1 pseudogene is annotated in these 2,121 nt (G+C 65.2%); it reads right to left on the bottom strand.

Annotated features, from left to right (window positions below):
* Positions 1-2,107, bottom strand: a pseudogene (locus AC3IFE_RS21165) (YadA-like family protein); the annotation flags it as partial.
* Between the last annotated feature and the right edge of the window lie 14 nt (positions 2,108-2,121).

Here is a 2,121-nt window from a genome sequence, read left to right as displayed (position 1 = left end):
TGCCTCCCTCCACGTCGCGGATTGCGTCCGTCAGTTGATCGACGTTCACCGCGTCGGTGCCAGCCTTACCCTTGGCCACGTTCGACAATGTCACCGGATCCGCCGACTTCCCGCCGCCCAGCGACACCGAGCCGTAGTTCGTCGTGCCATCCAGGTTACGGTCGTACGTCACCGCGGCAATCGACTTGCCGTCGTCACCGATCAAGCCCGACGACTTCAGCTGCGACACGTTCACCGCGTCCGTGTCGGCCTTGCCCGCCGCCACGTTCGACAGAACCGTGCCGCCTTCGCCCGCCAGCTTCACCGACTTGTAGTTCGGCGTGCCGTCCGCGTTCTTCTCGTACGTCACTGCGGCAACCGACTTGCCGTCCTCGTCGATCAGGCCGGACGACTTGAGCTGCGACACGTTCACCGCGTCCATGTCGGCCTTGCCCGCCGCCACGTTCGACAATGTCGTACCGTTCTGGCCGGCCAGCGTCACCGAGTCCTTCTGCGCACCGTCATAGGCGACCGCATTCGGATCCGTGCCGTTACCGCCATCGCTGCCACTCTTCGCCGCAGCCTGCAGCGCGTCGTTGACGTTGTGGTACTCCTTGCCGTCGATCGTGTACGTCGGCGCGGTCACGTCGCCGTTCGCGTCGAAGCCCGTACCGCCGCCGACCACGTCCGCGAGACCCTTGAGCTGTGCGAGGTTCACCGCGTCGGTGTTCTGCGTGCCCTTCGCCACGTGGATGATCTGACGCTCGGCGCCTGCCGAGCCGATCGACAGCGCATTCGCACGATCCGCGAGCGAGCCGGCACCCAGCGCGATGCTGTTCGACTGAGTCGCCTTCGCGTTCGCGCCGAGCGCGACGGCGTCAGCCACGTTCTTGGCCACGTTCGCGTTCGTGCCGATGGCGATGCCGTTCACACTCCCGCTCAGCGTCGTCGCCTTGTCGCCCAGGGCAATCGAGCTCTTGCCAACGGCCATCACGCCGTTGTTACCGACCGCCACCGCGTTTTCCGCATTGGCCTTCGCGTGGGAACCGATGGCGAGCGCACCGGCGCCGTTCGTCGTGACCATGCTGCCCATCGCGACCGAGAACGGTTGATCGACCCCCGTCTGCGCAAAGCTGCCGAGCGCAACCGAGCTCGCCGAAAGGGCGCCCGCCTGCAGACCGATCGCGACCGCATCGAGCCCGCCCGCGGCGCTCCCTACGCCGATGGCCGCGGCCGTTCCGAGCGTCGGATCCGCACCGCCAATCGATGCCACGTTCGGCATGGTGCCGTCCGCACCCATCCCTTCGATCGCAACGAAGGTGCCTGGCTTCGATTCGACGTCACGCGTCATCCGCAGCATCTTCTGATCGATGTTCGTATTGGCGGTTTTCATCGCATCGGTCAGCTGCTGCATCGTGACGGCATCCGTTGCGTCAATGCCATCGGCGAGGTGGACGATTCGGCGCTGCTGACTCGTGTCGCCGACCGCCACGGTGAAGTCCTCGTCGGCGACCGAGTTCGCACCGATTGCAACCGAATGGTCGCCGGTCGCGCGCGAACCCGAACCCAAAGCCAGCGTAAAAGGCTTGCTTGCAAACGCGCTCGAACCGATCGCGACAGATTCATTGCCGTTCGCAACTGCCTTGAGACCTGCCGACTTGACCTTGATGTACTTGAGATCGATCGCGCCGTTGGTGAGCCTGTCATACATATCGTCCAACTGGTCGACGTTGACGGCATCGGTGCCGGCCACACCGGCCGCCACGTTCGACAGCGTCACCGGGCCCGTCGACTTCCCGCCGCCCAGCGTCACCGAACCATAGTTCGGCGTGCCGTCCGCGTTCTTGTCGTACGTCACCGCGGCGATCGACTTGCCGTCTTCGCCGATCAGGCCCGACGACTTCAACTGCGACACGTTCACTGCGTCCAGGTCGGCCTTGCCTGCGGCAACGTTCGACAGGATCGTGCCCGTCTTGCCACCGGCCAGCGTCACCTTGTCCTTCGACGTGCTGTCGTACACCACCGCCAGCGATTCACCCGTCGTGCCGTCGATGACGCCGCCGTCCTTCAGCGCGTCATTCAGCTTGCCCAGGCTCTCGTTCGTCGCGAACAGTTGCGAGCCGTTCACCGCGTCCGTGCTCG

This window comes from Burkholderia sp. APQ4-4ca (genome assembly GCF_057837105.1).
The sequence above is the reverse complement of the archived record's forward strand: the minus strand, read 5'-3'. Positions and strand labels throughout refer to the sequence as shown.